Origin of the sequence: Variovorax saccharolyticus, from assembly GCF_030316765.1 — a bacterium.
GTDB classification, from domain to species: domain Bacteria; phylum Pseudomonadota; class Gammaproteobacteria; order Burkholderiales; family Burkholderiaceae_C; genus Variovorax; species Variovorax saccharolyticus.
Genome location: NZ_JASZYT010000005.1, coordinates 21,157 through 34,733 on the forward strand (window position 1 = coordinate 21,157; position 13,577 = coordinate 34,733).

Consider the following 13,577-nt stretch of genomic DNA (forward strand, 5'->3'; position numbering starts at 1 on the left):
TGCGCGCATGACACGATCCGATCCTTCCGAAGCGGACTCGCACGGCGTGGCCACCGGCCTGCGCCCTGCCGCCAAGGGCTGGTGCCCCGGCGCACATCGCGCCATGGCTTCCGGCGATGGCCTGCTGGTGCGCGTGCGGCCGCAACTGGCGCGCCTGACGAGCGCGCAGGCCCTGGGCCTGTGCGCGCTGGCCGGTCGCCTCGGCTCGGGGCTGATCGACCTGACCCATCGCGCCAACCTGCAGTTGCGTGGCGTGAAGCCGGACGACCACGGCGCGGTGGTCGATGGACTCTGCGCCCTGGGCCTGGCGGATGCGGACGTCACGCGCGAAGGCCGGCCGCCGGTCCTCGTGGCGCCCTGCTGGCAGGCGGGCGATGACACCGAAGGCATCGCCAAAGAATTGCTGTCGCGCCTGGACGAGCTGCCCGCGCTGCCGCCCAAGTTCGGGTTCGCAGTGGATGCGGGGCCGGCGCCGGTGCTGGCTGCGGCCCCGGCCGACGTGCGCATCGAGCGGGCCCGCTCGGGTGGCCTGCTGGTGCGCGCCGACGGCGCCGCGGCCGGACATCCCGTGTCCCGCGCCGCGGCGGTGGATGCGGCCCTCGCGATGGCGGCCTGGTTCGCGGCGACGGCCCAGCGCGTCGAACCGGCATCGCGGCGGATGCGTGGCCATCAACGGATCTTCAGTTGGACCGACGGCCCGCAGCCGCTCGAACCCGCGGCCGACCCGGCTTCTCTGCCCGCACCCGGCATGTCCTCGCTCGGACCGGTCTACGGCGTGCCTTTCGGGCAGATCGAAGCTGCGGCCCTTGCGGCGCTGCTGCGCGACAGCGGTGCCTCGGGGCTGCGCCTGACGCCGCATCGCGCCCTGGTCCTGGAAGGGGGACGGTGGTGCGATGCGGTGGCCTTCATCTCCGTGCCCGGCGATCCCTTGCTGCGCGTCGACGCCTGCCCCGGCGCGCCTTCGTGTGCCTCGGCCACGGTGGCGACCCATGCCGTCGCCCGGGCGCTCGCTTCGGGGCTGGCTGCGGCGGGCAGCGCTGCGCCGCACAGCCTGCACGTGTCCGGCTGCGCCAAGGGTTGCGCGCGTGCGCGCCCGGCCGATGCCACCTGGGTGGGGCGCGACGGCGCCTTCGATCTGGTGCGCGGCGGCTGCGCCTGGGATGCGCCCGTGCAGACCCGACTGCCTCCCGAAGCCTTGTGCTCACTCATCGGAATGCCCTGATGCACGTCTATGAAACCGATGGCGCGGAAATCTACCGTCGCTCTTTCGCCATGATCCGGGCCGAGGCCGAGCTCGCGCGCTTCGATGCCGACGACGAGCCCGTCGCGGTGCGCATGATCCACGCGGCCGGGCTGATCGGGCTGGAGGCGCAGCTGCGCTTCCAGCCCGGCTTCACGCGCGCGGCCCGGGCGGCCCTGGCGGCCGGCGCACCCATCCTGTGCGACGCACGCATGGTCAGCGAGGGCGTGACCCGCTCGCGGATGCCGGGCGGCAACGAGGTGCTGTGCACCTTGCACGACCCGCAGGTGCCGGCCCTGGCCGCGGCCATATCGACCACACGCTCGGCCGCCGCGCTGGAGCTGTGGCGGCCGCGGCTGCAGGGCGCCGTGGTGGCCATCGGCAATGCGCCGACAGCGCTCTTCCATCTGCTGAACATGCTGCAGGACCCGGCCTGCCCGCGGCCGGCGGCGATCATCGGTTGCCCGGTCGGCTTCGTCGGCGCGGCCGAATCGAAAGACGCGCTGTGGGCCGAGCAGCCCGCACCCTGCTGCATCGTGGCCGGCCGCCTGGGCGGCAGCGCCATCACGGTGGCGGCGATCAACGCGCTCGGGAGTCGTCTGGAATGAGCCCGCGCGGCACTCTCTACGGACTGGGCCTGGGCCCCGGGGATCCGGACCTGATGACCGTGCGCGCGCACCGCCTGTTGCAGCGCGCCACCCATGTCGCCTACTTCCGCAAGGCCGGCCGGCCCGGGCAGGCGCGCCGCATCGTGGACGGCCTGCTGCCCGAAGGGGTGGCGGAGCATGCGATGGAATATCCCGTCACCACCGAGATCCCGGTCGACGATCCGGCCTACAACCAGCAACTGTCCGCCTTCTACGCCGAATGCGCGGCGCAGCTGCGGGCGCTGTCGGACGCCGGCCACGACGTGGTCGTGCTGTGCGAGGGCGATCCCTTCTTCTACGGCTCGTTCATGCATCTCTACACCCGGCTGGTCCAGACCCACCCGGTGCAGGTGGTGCCGGCGATCACGGGCATGTCGGGTGCCTGGACCGCCACCGGCCAGCCGATCACCTGGGGCGACGACGTGCTGACGGTGCTGATGGGCACGCTGCCCGAAGCACGGCTGGCGCGCCACATGGCCGACAGCGAGGCGCTGGTCGTCATGAAGATCGGCCGCCACATCGACAAGGTGCGCCGTGCATTGACCGCGGCGGGACGGCTGCAGGATGCCTGGCTGGTCGAGTTCGCCACCATGCCGGGCCAGAAGGTGATGCGGCTTGCGGAGGCCGACGGCCGCGTCACGCCCTACTTCTCGATCGTGCTGGTGCACGGGCAGGGACGGCGGCCATGAGCGCCGCCTTGGTGCCGCCTGCAGCGGGCTGGCTGGTCATCGCCGGGCTCGGCCCGGGCGCCGAGGGCTGCGTGACGCCCGAGGTGAGCGCCGCCCTGGCCGATGCCACCGACGTGGTCGGCTACATCCCCTACGTCGCCCGGGTGGCGCCGCGCGACGGACTCCGGCTGCACGCGAGCGACAACCGCGTCGAGCTCGAACGCGCCGCCCACGCGCTGCGCCTGGCCGCCGAAGGCCGGCGCGTGGTGGTGGTGTCCTCGGGCGACCCGGGCGTGTTCGCGATGGCCTCGGCGGTGTTCGAGGCGGTGGAGGCCGGCGATGCGGCGTGGCGCCTGCTGGACGTGCGCGTGCTGCCCGGGATCACTGCGATGCTGGCCGCCGCCGCGCGCGCCGGCGCGCCGCTGGGCCACGACTTCTGCGCCATCAACCTGTCGGACAACCTGAAGCCCTGGGCGCTGGTGGAACGCCGTCTGCGGCTCGCAGTGCAGGCCGATTTCGCGATGGCCTTCTACAACCCGCGCTCGCTGGCGCGGCCGGAAGGATTCGCGCGAACGCTGGCGGTGCTGCGCGAGGCCTGCGGCGCGGCGGGAAGTGCGGCGCGTCCGGTGATCTTCGCCCGCGCCGTGTCCACGCCCGACGAGAGCCTGCGCGTGGTCGCGCTGCAGGATGCCCAGCCGGAGATGGCCGACATGCGCACCGTGGTCATCGTCGGCTCCAGCCTGACGCGGGTGATCGCCCGCGCAGGCCGGCCCTGGGTCTACACGCCACGCTCGGCGCTGCCCGAGGGGGCCGCATGATGCGCCGACTCCAGCCACTGCAGCACCTCGGCCACGCGGGTCGCTTCCCGTCGCGCGGGCAGCGCTGGCCGCGCCACCATCACCACCGGCAGGCCGAGCTCGCGGGCAGCCTGCAGCTTGGCCTCCGCACCGCTGCCGCCGGCGTTCTTGCAGACGAGCAGGTCCACGCGCTCGCCGCGCAGCAGGGCGATGTCGCCCTCCAGGTCGAAGGGTCCGCGCGAGACGATCACCGTGTGTTGCGGCAAGGGCGGCCGCAGCTCGGGCAGGTCGACCAGCCGCAGGATGTAGTGATGCTGCGGCTGTGCCGCGAAGTCCGCCAGGTGCATGCGGCCCAAGGCCAGCATCACGCGCCGCGGCGGCCCGCTCAGCGCGGCGACGGCCGCGGGCAGGTCGGGCACGGGCTGCCAGCGGTCGCCGGGGCCGGCCTGCCAGCCGGGGCGCGTCAAGGCCAGCAAGGGCAGACCGCACTGCGCGCAAGCCGCGACCGCGTTCGCGCTCATGCGTGCGGCGAAGGGATGGGTGGCGTCCACGACGTGCGTCACCTGCTGGTCGCGCAGGTGGCGCACCAGGCCGCTGACGCCGCCGAAGCCACCCACGCGCACGGCGATGGGCTGCGCCTTGGGCTGGGCTACCCGGCCGGCATAGGACAGCACGGCGCGTTCGCCTCGTTCGGCGAGCGCCCGCGCCAGCGCGCTCGCTTCGAGCGTGCCGCCCAGGACCAGGACATTGCGCATGGCTGAATTCACTGAAACTACCCCGTGGTTGACGATCATCGGGCTTGGCGAGGACGGCTGGGAGGGCCTGCCTGGCGCCAGCCGCGCGGCACTCGATGCGGCCGAACTGGTGGCCGGCAGCGCGCGCCACTTGGCACTGTTGCCCGGTCTGCGCGTCGAGCGGCTCGAATGGCCGGTGCCGTTCGCCGATGGCATCCCGATCCTACTGGCACAGCGCGGCCGCCGCGTGGCGATGCTGGCCTCCGGCGACCCGTTCTGGTTCGGCGCCGGCAGTTCGGTGACGCGCCATCTCGGCGCGCACGAATGGCATGCCTTGCCCGCCCCTTCCACATTCGGCCTGGCGGCTGCGCGCCTGGGTTGGCCGCTGGAGCAGGTCAGCTGCCTGGGCCTGCACGCGGCGCCGCTGGCGCGCCTGCGACCGCACCTTCAATCCGGCGAGCGCCTGCTGCTGCTGCTGCGCGACGGTGCCGCCGTGGCGGCGCTGGCACGCTACCTGGTCGACCACGATTTCGGCGCCAGCACGATGAGCGTGCTGGAAGCGCTGGGCGGCCCGCGCGAGCGGCGGCGCGACCTCGCTGCCTGCGACTTCGACCTCGCCGATGTGCGGCATCCGGTGGCCGTGGCCGTGCAGGTGGCCGGCACGGGCATGGCCCTGCCGTGCCGCACCAGCCTGCCGGACGATGCCTTCGCGCACGACGGCCAGATCACGAAGCAGAAGGTGCGGGCCCTGGCGCTGTGCGCCCTGGCGCCGCGGCCCGGCGAGCGGCTGTGGGACATCGGAGCGGGTTCCGGGTCGATCGGCATCGAATGGCTGCTGGCCCATCCGCGCTGCGAGGCCGTGGCCATCGAGGGCGACCCCGAGCGCGCGATGCGGCTGCGCGCCAATGCCGACCGGCTGGGCGTCGATCGGCTCGCATTGGTGTCCGGCCGCGCGCCCGATGCCCTGGCCGGCCTGCCGCCGCCGGATGCGGTCTTCATCGGCGGCGGACTCAACGACGCGCTGCTGGTGCAGCTGTGGCGCCTGCTCCCGCCAGGCTGCCGCGTGGTGGCCCATGCAGTGACACTGGAATCCGAAGCCCTGCTGAGCGACTGGCACGCGCGCGTCGGCGGCAGCCTGACACGCATCGAGCTGGCGGAGGCCGCGCCGCTGGGGACGCGGCGCGCCTGGCGCGCTTCCTACCCGATCGTGCAATGGAGCGCGACGCGATGATGGTGGCGGGCTTCGGCTTCAGAAGCGGCGCGACGCTGGCATCGCTGCGCGACGCACTGGCGCATGCGACCGCGGCCCTGCAGCCCGCGATGCCGGCGCAGGCGATCGCCTTGCTGGCCACCGCGCACGACAAGGCCGATGCACCGTGCCTGCGGGCACTGGCCGATGCGCTGGGCGTGCCGGTGTGCGCCGTGGAGGCGGCGCGGATGAACGCCACCGCCACGCTGACCGACCACGCCACGGTGCGCATGCTGCGCGGCAGCGGCAGCACCGCCGAAGCCGCGGCCCTGGCGGCGGCCCTGATCCACGCCGGTCCGGGCGCCGCGCTGCTTCATCCGCGTGCGGTGTCGACCGACCGCCTCGCCACTTGCGCGCTCGCCGCGCGAACCCAACCACCGGAGTCTCGACCATGACCATCCACTTCATCGGCGCCGGCCCCGGTGCGCCGGACCTGCTGACCCTGCGCGGGCGCGACCTGATCGGCCGCTGCCCGGTCTGCCTCTATGCCGGCTCGCTGGTGCCCGAAGAAATCCTGGCGTACTGCCCACGCGGCGCGCGCATCGTCAACACCGCGCCGCTCGATCTCGACGCCATCGTCGCCGAGTTCGTCGCCGCCGATGCGGCCGGCCAGGACGTGGCGCGACTGCATTCGGGCGATCTGTCCGTCTGGTCGGCGATGGGCGAGCAACTGCGCCGCCTTCGGGCCCTCGGCATCCCCTACACGGTCACGCCTGGCGTGCCCTCGTTCGCCGCCGCGGCGGCTGCGCTGGGTACCGAGCTCACGCTGCCGGGCCTGGCGCAGTCGGTGGTGCTGACGCGCACATCGGGCCGCGCGTCGCCCATGCCGTCGCGCGAGACCCTGGCCGGCTTCGCAGCCACCGGAGCGACGCTCGCCTTGCACCTGTCCATCCACAAGCTGGCCGAGGTGGTGGCGGAGCTGCTGCCTTTCTACGGCGCCGAATGCCCGGTGGCCGTGGTCTATCGCGCGAGCTGGCCGGACGAGCAGATCTTCCGCGCGACCCTTTGCACCATAGAGGCGGCGATGGGCGAGGGTGTGGAACGCACCGCGCTGATACTCGTCGGCCCCGCACTGGCCGCGGAAGGCTTCGCCGAAAGCCGCCTCTATGCCGGCGACTACGACCGGCGGTTCCGGCCGACGCGCGCCGAGACGGGCGGCTCGCCGGCCGCCTGAGAGCGTCATTTTTCTTCGTTCATCCCTTTTCCTTCCACGCCTTCGCAGCACCGCTCGCCGGACTGCACTCAACTCACGGAGAACCCGCCATGCACATGGAACCCGGAATCGTCGACGGCAGCAAGATCCTGCTGTCCTATGCCACCGCGAGCGCTTGCGCGCTTTATGCAGCGAAGCTGTCGCTGAACCACGTTCGCGAGGAGGGCGCGGGCTCGCTGGTGCTGCGCAGCGTGCTTGCCGCCATGCTGGTCTTCGTCTTCTTCGAGGTGTTCCCGCATGTGCCGGTCGGCGTGTCCGAGGTTCACCTGATCCTGGGCTCGTCGCTGTTCCTGATCCTGGGCGCAGCGCCCACCGCCATCGGCCTGGCCGCGGGGCTGGCGCTGCAGAGCTTCTTCTTCGAACCGCAAGACCTGCCGCAGTACGGCATGAACGTCACCACCTTGCTGGCCGCGCTGTTCGCCATGCAGGCGGTGGCCCGGCGGGTGCTGCCCGCCAGGCTGCCCTATGTCGAACTGGGCTACGTGCACGTGCTCAAGATGTCGGTGGTGTTCCAGGGCGGCATCGTCGCCTGGGTGGCTTTCTGGACGATCTACGGCCGCGGCCTCGGGGCCGAGACGCTGCAAGCCGTGGGCAGCTTCGGCGCCGCCTACATGACGGTCGTGCTGCTCGAGCCGCTGGTCGACCTGGCCGTGCTGGCAGCCGCCAAGGGGCTGCGCGGGCGGGCAGGGCAGCGCGGGTCGGTGCTGCTGGCGCGTCGCCTGCACCACGCGGCCTGATTGCCTCGAACCGGCTGGTTGCCGCGCAGGACTGCAGATGGATGTCCCTCCCATGATCGAGCTGATGCTGATCGGCATCGGCACCGGCAATCCCGAACATCTCACGCTGCAGGCCATCGCTGCACTGAAGCGTGCCGAGCTCATCCTGATCCCGCGCAAGGGCGCAGACAAGACCGAACTCGCCGAGTTGCGCCGCCAGGTCTGCGCGACGCATCTGGACGGCCGGGCCCGGCTGGTCGAGTTCGACCTGCCCGTGCGCGATGCCGCCGCGCCCCGCTATCTCGATGGCGTGCAGGCGTGGCACGCGGCCATCGCCGCCGTCTGGGCGGAGCAGATCGCCACCTGCCTGCCCGAGGGCGGTCGCGTGGCGCTGCTGGTCTGGGGCGACCCCTCCCTCTACGACTCCAGCCTGCGCATTGCCGAGCGGCTGCAGACGGCCGGCATGGCGCTGCGGGTCGAGGTGATTCCCGGCCTGAGCAGCGTTCAGTTGCTGACCGCCGCGCACGCCATCCCGCTCAACACGCTGGGCGCCTCGGTGCTCATCACCACGGGACGCCAGTTGCGGGCCGGCGGCTGGCCCGCTGGCCTGGACACGGTGGTGGTGCTGCTCGACGGTGGCTGCGCCTTCGAGGTCCTGCCGCCGGAGGGCATCGATATCTACTGGGCGGCCTATCTCGGGATGCCGCAGCAGTTGCTTCTTGCCGGTCCCCTGGCCAGCACCGGGCCGCGCATTGCTGCGCTTCGCGCCGCCGCCCGCGAGGCGCACGGCTGGATCATGGACAGCTACCTGCTTCGAAGCAGCGCGGTGGCGTCGGGCGGGCTGCGCTGACGAAGCGCGAGAAGGCGATACCGCTCGCCTTGCCCTCGGTATCATCGTGCTCGGAATTAATTAAGCAGCCAAACATGAACAGCAAGAAGAGTCGACGCGAGGGGGACGAGACGCCGACCAAGCACAAGGGACCGGGGCGCCCCGAGGGCGCGAGCGTCGTCCGGGAGGAAATCCTCGACGCCGCGGAGCAGATGTTCGCGAACCTCGGCTACGCCGGCACCACGCTGCGCGAGGTCGCGACGCACGCCAAGGTGACGCAGGCGCTGATCAGCTACTACTTCGGCTCGAAGTTCGGGCTCTTCGAAGAGGTGTTCCTGCGGCGCGGCCAGGTGATCTCGCAGCAGCGCATCGAGAACCTGGAGGCGATGTGCGCCGCGGGCAAGCCGAATGTGCGCGGCATCGTGCGCGCCTTCCTGCTGCCGACCCTGACGCTGCGCAACACGCCCCAGGGCCGCGCCTTCCTGCGGCTGCAGGCCCGGCTGCACACCGAGCCGCCCGAGATCTCGTACAAGCTGCGCACCGACGCCTACGGCGGCTCGACCCGGCGCTACGTCGAGGTGCTGCGCAAGGCGCTGCCGAAGCTGGGCGAACTCGATGCCTACTGGCGCGTGACGCTGATGATCGGCACCTATCTCTATGCGTTCTCGGACACCCACCGGATGGAGGAGATGACGCCCAAGGGCCTCTACGACCCCGAAGACACCGAGGCGCTGATCGACCAGGTGACGCGCTTCGTGGTCGGCGGTTTCGAGGCGAAGTGAGGGCAGCCTAGGCGACGCCGGCCAGGCGCTCGCGCAGCGTGTCCGAGGTCATCACGTCGCCGTACTTCTGCTGGATGTCGAACAGGCTCGCATCGTGCGGCCCGATCGCGCGGTCCCCCACGCAGTCCGACAGCACGACCGGTGCGAAGCCCCAGCACATGGCGTCGACGACGCTCGCGCGAACGCAGCCACTGGTGACACAGCCCGCCACCAGCAGGGTGCGCACGCCGCGCTGCGTGAGCCAGGGTGCGAGCGAGGTACCGAAGAAGGCCGAAGGCACGTTCTTCCGGACCACCAGTTCACCGGCCCGCGGCGCGAGCTCGGCGACGATGGCGCTGGCCGGCGAGGCTTCCTTCAGGGTCAGCATGCCGGGTACCTTGGTGCTGAAGAAGTTGGCATCGCCATCGTCGTCGGCATAGACGATGCGGCTGTGCGCCACGGGCCAGCCGCGCGCGCGCGCCAGCGCCAGCAGCGGCGCGGTGCGCGCAATGGCCGCGGGTATGTTGCCGCCGCCGAACACGGCCGGGTCGGCGAAGCCGTTGACGAAGTCGACGATCAGCAGGCCCAGCGGCGGTCGCACGCCGAGGGCAGCCCCGAAGCCCTGCCGCTGGTAGACCTGGGCTTCCTCATGCATGGGCGGCTCCGGCGGGCTGGTTCATGAGTTCCTCGATGACGCGTCCGTCGCGCACCACCTGCAGATCGTCGACGAAGACGTCGCAGCGGCGCATCGGGATGTCGATGTGGCACGCAGTGGTGCGGCTGCCGCCGGCCTCGTTGTTGGGGCCCAGCGAGAACAGGAAGTTGCCGCTGACCGCGCGCGCATCCATGCCCAGCGTGGCCTCGCGGTCGTAGAGGCCCAGCGTCGACCAATAGGCGCGCTTCTGCAGCCCCCAGCCGATGTGCGAGATCGCGTAGGCCTCCGGGTCGGCGAAGGACTCGATGTACTCGCACAGCAGCTCGGCCTCGGTGCCGCCTTCGATGCGTGTCACGAAGCCTTCCTGCACCGTGAGTTCGATCGGCTCGCCGACATAGGACTTCATCGGCAGCAGCACGTCGCCCTTGGCGAGCACGATGCGCCCGTGCGCGCCGCCCTCGTTGGGCCAGGTGAAGGCGAAGCCGCTGGGCCAGTGGTCCCAGCGCCCCGGCTGGTCGACGAAGCCGTATTCGGCTGTCACCGGGTATTCGCCCAGCGGGCAATGCAGGTCGGTGCCGCCGGGCGACCGCACGCGCATCGACTTGCGACCCTTGAGCAGGGCCACGCCGGACTGCACGCGATGGTAGTCGGCCAGGGTCGGCACCATGCGCAGCAGCACCTCGGGCGGCTCGACCGCCAGCAGGATCCTGGTGCCGCCGGCGAGGATCTCGTGCTGCTCGGGCGAGAACAGCAGCGTCATCAGGTCGAGCACCAGGTCGCTGGCCTTGAGCGCCGCGATGGCGGCGCGGTTGCCCGTCAGCGGCGTGGTGCCGAGATAGGCCAGCGTGTCGCGGCTCAGCGACTTCTCCGCGTTGACCGGCGGCAGGTCGAGCCGGCTCACGCAGGCACCCAGCATGGTGGCGGCGGTGATCGCGCAGCGCAGCGTCTGCGGATGGGTGTGGTCGCTGGTGAGCACGGTGACGGCGTCGCCGGCGCCCAGCTTCGAAAGGGTCAGGACCTGGGTCCAGGCGCGGATCAGGTCGGTGTCGCTGACAGCCATGGTTTCTCCTTGGAATGCGATCGGTGGTGAGGTGGACGCGGCATCAGTCCAGCGGATGGCCGAGGAAGTCGCCGAAGGCGCGGTAGAAGCCCTGCTCGTTGTCCCAGGGGATCATGTGGCCGGCGCCGGCCACGCGGACCTCGGTCAGCGCGGGCGCGAGCGCGCGCAGTTCGGCCACGTCCTCGTCGCGCACCACGTCGCCGCGCTCGGCAGTCATGAACAGCAGCGGCACGTCGATGCGCGGAAGGTCCGCATGGATGTCGTCGCGCTGGAAGTCCTCGAAGCTCTGCACGATGGCGCGCTCGTCGCAGGTGTGGAGCCATTGCGCGCGCAGGCGCAGTTGCTCCTCGTTCCAGGTCGGGCAGAAGTCGCGCATCTGCCCGAGCGTGATGCCGCGGCGCGCGAGCCGGATCGAATCCACGTACCAGGGCAGCTTCGCCGGATAGGCGCGGCGGCCCGGGCCGGACACCGGCGGGTCGACCGCGACCAGCCGGGTCAGGCCGGCCGGCCGACGTCCTGCGGCGCGGATGCCGATGCGCCCGCCCATCGAATGGCCGACCAGCGCATAGCGCTGCAGTCCGAGCGCCTGCGCGAACGCGATCACGTCCGAGGCCTGGGCGTCGAGCCCGTAGTCGAGTGCGTCCGACGACTCGCTGAGACCTCGGCCGCGGATGTCGAGGATGTAGGTGTCGAAGTGGCGGCCGAAGCGCTCGGCGACGAAGCCCCAGGTCACGGCCGGGCTGGTGATGCCGGGCAGAAGGATCACCGCGTCGCGCGTGGCCCGCTCGCCCTGCGTGCCGCCATGGCGCAGGTAGTGCTGGCGGATGCCGTTGGCGTGCACCTGCGCGCCGTAGAGGAAGGTGGAGCCGCTCATGCCGTGACGGCCTCGCGCGACGTCGCATGGGCGCCCGAGAGCAGCGCCCCCGCGCCCGGCACCACCTGCTCCAGTCCCAGCGCGCCGAGCATCGCATAGGTGGTGGCCACCGCGGCCGTGATGACCGGCTTGCCGGTCGCGGCCTCGACCTCTGCGATGGCCGCGAGCGATGGCATCTGCACGCAGGCCGAAAGCACGATCGCATCCACGTCATCGGTCTTCATGCCGGCGACGATGGCCGGCAGCTTGCGCGGGTCGTGCCGTCCCACTTCCAGGTTGTCGGGGATCTCGAGCGCGCGCCAGTCGGCGACCTCGAAGCCTTCGTGCTCGATGTAGTCGATCACCATCTTCGTGAGCGGCACCATGTAGGGCGCCACCAGCGCGATCCGCCTGGCGCCGATGACGCGCAGCGCATCGACCAGCGCGCCCGCGCTGGTGACCACCGGTGCGCTGCCCTGGTTGGCCTCGGTGGCGGCTCGAAGCCGGGCCTCGGATTCGCGGTGGTAGCCGCGGCCCATCGCCATGATCGCCACCAGGCAGGCATAGCCCAGCACGTCGACGCGGGCGTCGCTGAGTTCCAGCGCGCAGCGGTCGGACTGGGCGTCCATGGCGGCGAGCTCGTCCTTGTTGACGTGTTTCATGCGCATGCGCGCCGAGTGGAAGGTGAAGCGCTCGGGCCGGATCTGCTCGCGCAGCCGCAGCATCGCCGGGATCTCGGTCTCCATGGTGGTGTTCGAGCTCGGCACGATCTGGCCGATGCGGAAGTTCCTGTTGCTCATGTGCAGCGGCTCCGGTTCAGGCCAGCGAGGCTTCGGTGTCGAAGCGTTCGATGCAGCGCGTCGCGTCGTACTCGTAGACCCACTCGGCCTTGATGCCGACGGCATTCGGGTTGCTGGCCTGCTGCTTCTGGAACGCCAGGTCGCGCTCGCGCTGTTCCTCGGGCGTCGAGAGGTGGTACGTGCGGCCGCGCTCGCGGGCCTCGAGTTGCACCCGCGCGGTGCGCGGCAGGCGCTCGGCCTCGTAGGCGCGCAGCGCGGCGTCCTGGTCGGCGCCGAAATGCGCCAGCGCTGCAGCCAGCACGTAGGCATCCTCGATCGCCATCGCCGCGCCCTGCGACAGGAAGGGCAGCATCGGGTGCGCCGCGTCGCCCAGCAGCGTGACCCGGCCTTGCGACCACTGCGCCATCGGGTCGCGGTCGAACAGGCCCCACTTGAAGATCTGCGAGGTGTCGGTGCGCTCGAAGAGCTGGACGATGTTCGGATGCCAGCCCGCGTAGGCGGCCAGCAGTTCCTCGCGGGTGCTGGGTTCGGTCCAGGACTCCGCCACCCAGTCGGCGCTCTCGTTGACCGCCACGATGTTCACCGCCGCTCCGCCCTTCACGTAGTAGGTCACGATGTGCGCCTTCGGGCCCATCCAGAAGGAAGCATCCGGGCTCACGAAGGGCAGCGGATGCTGCTCGACCGGCACCAGCGCGCGCCAGCACATGTGGCCGGTGAAGCGCGCATCGGTCTTGCCCCAGAGCGAATCGCGCACGGGCGAATGGATGCCGTCGGCACCGACGATCAGGTCGGCCTCGAAGCGCGTGCCATCGGCGAAGTGCGCCACGGCCCGATCTTCGTCCTGCGTGACGCCGGTGCAGTGCACGTTGAAGCGCACGCGGTCAGCCGGGATGCCCTCGCACAGCACCGCGTGCAGGTCGGCGCGGTGCACGTGATAGAAACCGGCGCCGAAGAGCCGCGGGCAGACCTCCTTCAGCGGCGTGCGGAAGAGTTCGCGCGCGTCCTCCCAGTTGCGCCCCACCATCGCTTCGGGCAGGAAGCCGATGCGCTCGAGCCCCTCGCCCACGCCCAGCGCCTGCAGTACTTTCGCCGCGTTGGGCGTCATCTGCACGCCGGCGCCGATCTCGCCGAAGGCCGCTGCGCGCTCGAACAGGTGGGCGTCGATGCCGCGCAGGCGCAGCGCGCGCGCCAGTGCCACGCCGCCGATGCCAGCGCCGACGATGCCGACGCGAATTGCTCTACTCATGCTTGAATCTCCTGGTTTGGCGCTGCGGCGTCGCGAGCCGCAGCGTGTTAATGACTAAACGATTAATTAATTAATTGATGGATCGACGATGCGCCTTGGCAAGGCGCAT

General features: G+C 71.3%; 16 protein-coding genes. 10 read left to right on the forward strand and 6 right to left on the reverse strand.

Annotated elements, in window-relative coordinates; genetic code table 11:
- Window positions 1-7 precede the first annotated feature (7 nt).
- From QTI45_RS16325 to cobJ, 4 genes are read left to right on the forward strand one after another with little or no spacing between them, the layout of a single operon-like run.
- Window positions 8-1,222 (forward strand): ferredoxin-like domain-containing protein, encoded by a 1,215-nt coding sequence (locus QTI45_RS16325; RefSeq protein WP_286655156.1) that lies wholly within the window; start codon window positions 8-10, stop codon window positions 1,220-1,222.
- Window positions 1,222-1,848 (forward strand): precorrin-8X methylmutase, encoded by a 627-nt coding sequence (locus QTI45_RS16330; RefSeq protein WP_286655157.1) that lies wholly within the window; start codon window positions 1,222-1,224, stop codon window positions 1,846-1,848. Before QTI45_RS16325 ends, QTI45_RS16330 begins: the two co-directional genes overlap by 1 nt.
- Window positions 1,845-2,576, forward strand: coding sequence for a precorrin-2 C(20)-methyltransferase (locus tag QTI45_RS16335; protein ID WP_286655158.1), 732 nt, complete (start codon window positions 1,845-1,847; stop codon window positions 2,574-2,576). The genes QTI45_RS16330 and QTI45_RS16335 overlap by 4 nt, the downstream gene beginning before the upstream one ends.
- A complete protein-coding gene (gene cobJ / locus QTI45_RS16340) occupies window positions 2,573-3,373 on the forward strand; it encodes a precorrin-3B C(17)-methyltransferase (RefSeq protein WP_286655159.1) in 801 nt (266 codons plus the stop codon). Before QTI45_RS16335 ends, cobJ begins: the two co-directional genes overlap by 4 nt.
- Here the strand turns inward: cobJ and QTI45_RS16345 are convergent.
- Entirely contained in the window at window positions 3,334-4,107 is a 774-nt protein-coding gene (locus QTI45_RS16345; RefSeq protein WP_286655160.1) for a cobalt-precorrin-6A reductase, read from the reverse strand. The two genes, cobJ and QTI45_RS16345, sit on opposite strands and share 40 nt — an antisense overlap.
- On the opposite strand from QTI45_RS16345, the gene cbiE reads away from it, so the two are divergent.
- The 6 genes from cbiE to QTI45_RS16375 all read left to right on the forward strand — a co-directional run bounded on the left by cbiE (window position 4,106) and on the right by QTI45_RS16375 (window position 8,875).
- Window positions 4,106-5,317 (forward strand): precorrin-6y C5,15-methyltransferase (decarboxylating) subunit CbiE, encoded by a 1,212-nt coding sequence (cbiE, locus tag QTI45_RS16350; protein WP_286655161.1) that lies wholly within the window; start codon window positions 4,106-4,108, stop codon window positions 5,315-5,317. The genes QTI45_RS16345 and cbiE overlap by 2 nt on opposite strands.
- The gene (locus tag QTI45_RS16355; protein WP_286655162.1) at window positions 5,299-5,730 is read left to right on the forward strand and encodes a cobalamin biosynthesis protein; all 432 of its coding nucleotides are present in this window, start codon (window positions 5,299-5,301) and stop codon (window positions 5,728-5,730) included. Before cbiE ends, QTI45_RS16355 begins: the two co-directional genes overlap by 19 nt.
- On the forward strand, window positions 5,727-6,509 hold the full coding sequence (cobM, locus tag QTI45_RS16360; RefSeq protein WP_286655163.1) for a precorrin-4 C(11)-methyltransferase: 783 nt from the start codon (window positions 5,727-5,729) through the stop codon (window positions 6,507-6,509). Before QTI45_RS16355 ends, cobM begins: the two co-directional genes overlap by 4 nt.
- Before the next feature lie 89 nt (window positions 6,510-6,598).
- Window positions 6,599-7,285: an energy-coupling factor ABC transporter permease gene (locus tag QTI45_RS16365; RefSeq protein WP_286655164.1), complete on the forward strand. Its 687-nt coding sequence runs from the start codon at window positions 6,599-6,601 to the stop codon at window positions 7,283-7,285.
- Between the two features lie 37 nt (window positions 7,286-7,322).
- The gene (gene cobF, locus QTI45_RS16370) at window positions 7,323-8,114 is read left to right on the forward strand and encodes a precorrin-6A synthase (deacetylating) (protein WP_286655165.1); all 792 of its coding nucleotides are present in this window, start codon (window positions 7,323-7,325) and stop codon (window positions 8,112-8,114) included.
- Between the two features lie 74 nt (window positions 8,115-8,188).
- Window positions 8,189-8,875 carry a TetR/AcrR family transcriptional regulator gene (locus tag QTI45_RS16375; protein ID WP_286370216.1) on the forward strand — a complete coding sequence of 229 codons (687 nt, stop codon included), beginning with the start codon at window positions 8,189-8,191 and terminating at the stop codon, window positions 8,873-8,875.
- 7 nt (window positions 8,876-8,882) lie between these two features.
- On the opposite strand, the gene QTI45_RS16380 is transcribed toward QTI45_RS16375, so the two are convergent.
- The 5 genes from QTI45_RS16380 to QTI45_RS16400 are packed head-to-tail and all read right to left on the reverse strand — an operon-like array spanning window position 8,883 to window position 13,468.
- Window positions 8,883-9,509 carry an N-carbamoylsarcosine amidohydrolase gene (locus QTI45_RS16380; protein WP_286655166.1) on the reverse strand — a complete coding sequence of 209 codons (627 nt, stop codon included), beginning with the start codon at window positions 9,507-9,509 and terminating at the stop codon, window positions 8,883-8,885.
- Window positions 9,502-10,569: a 2,5-dihydroxypyridine 5,6-dioxygenase NicX family protein gene (locus QTI45_RS16385; RefSeq protein WP_286370218.1), complete on the reverse strand. Its 1,068-nt coding sequence runs from the start codon at window positions 10,567-10,569 to the stop codon at window positions 9,502-9,504. Before QTI45_RS16385 ends, QTI45_RS16380 begins: the two co-directional genes overlap by 8 nt.
- Before the next feature lie 43 nt (window positions 10,570-10,612).
- A complete protein-coding gene (locus QTI45_RS16390; protein ID WP_286655167.1) occupies window positions 10,613-11,443 on the reverse strand; it encodes an alpha/beta fold hydrolase in 831 nt (276 codons plus the stop codon).
- The gene (locus tag QTI45_RS16395) at window positions 11,440-12,222 is read right to left on the reverse strand and encodes a maleate cis-trans isomerase family protein (RefSeq protein ID WP_286370220.1); all 783 of its coding nucleotides are present in this window, start codon (window positions 12,220-12,222) and stop codon (window positions 11,440-11,442) included. Before QTI45_RS16395 ends, QTI45_RS16390 begins: the two co-directional genes overlap by 4 nt.
- Window positions 12,223-12,238: 16 nt before the next feature.
- The gene (locus tag QTI45_RS16400; RefSeq protein ID WP_286655168.1) at window positions 12,239-13,468 is read right to left on the reverse strand and encodes an FAD-dependent monooxygenase; all 1,230 of its coding nucleotides are present in this window, start codon (window positions 13,466-13,468) and stop codon (window positions 12,239-12,241) included.
- Between the last annotated feature and the right edge of the window lie 109 nt (window positions 13,469-13,577).